Source organism: Bartonella sp. AA83SXKL (assembly GCF_042196965.1).
GTDB lineage: Bacteria > Pseudomonadota > Alphaproteobacteria > Rhizobiales > Rhizobiaceae > Bartonella.
On sequence record NZ_JBHIRG010000297.1, the window covers coordinates 1 to 590 of the forward strand.

Below are 590 nucleotides of genomic sequence, written 5' to 3' on the forward strand. Positions count from 1 at the left end.
CTAGCCTTCTTACTGTTTCAACTTTGTCAAAAGAAAGCATGTTCAGATAATCTTCTTTGCTATTTAAATGTTCTGGATATTCTATCATCTCTCCCTCCTAAACAAAATGACGCGTATGGCTACATCCACGCGCCGCAACTTGTTCATTTCCACCATTGACGATCATGGCGGCTCGAGTAAAACGCCCATTATCCGTTGTATTACTCCAGCTACCACCCCCTAACAATGCTCTCATTTCAAACGTATTTTGCGTACGGCTTATGGGTATAGGAAACGTGCCCGATAAAAATTGCCAAACATAACCGCAACCATCCTCACAACCGATATGCGAGATCATTCGACGATTCGCCGTATCCTTATATCCACCTGAAACCTTAGAGGTTGGTTCTTTCTTGCCAACAATATGTGTCTTTTCATTGCTTCCATACATAGCAGAAGCAAACGCTTCATCACTCAGTAAAGATTTTTTAACACGCGCCATATCTGTTACATGTTCGGTATAATTACGGTTTGTTGTTATATTGGTACGATACATTGATTTCGTATTTTCACCCGTCCCTGATTGAAGATAAATATCAACCCAAAGATCT

General features: G+C 40.7%; 1 pseudogene. It reads right to left on the bottom strand.

From position 1 onward, the window contains the following. Positions 1-97: 97 nt before the first annotated feature. A pseudogene (locus ACFINO_RS11245) lies at positions 98-590 on the bottom strand (hypothetical protein); the annotation flags it as partial.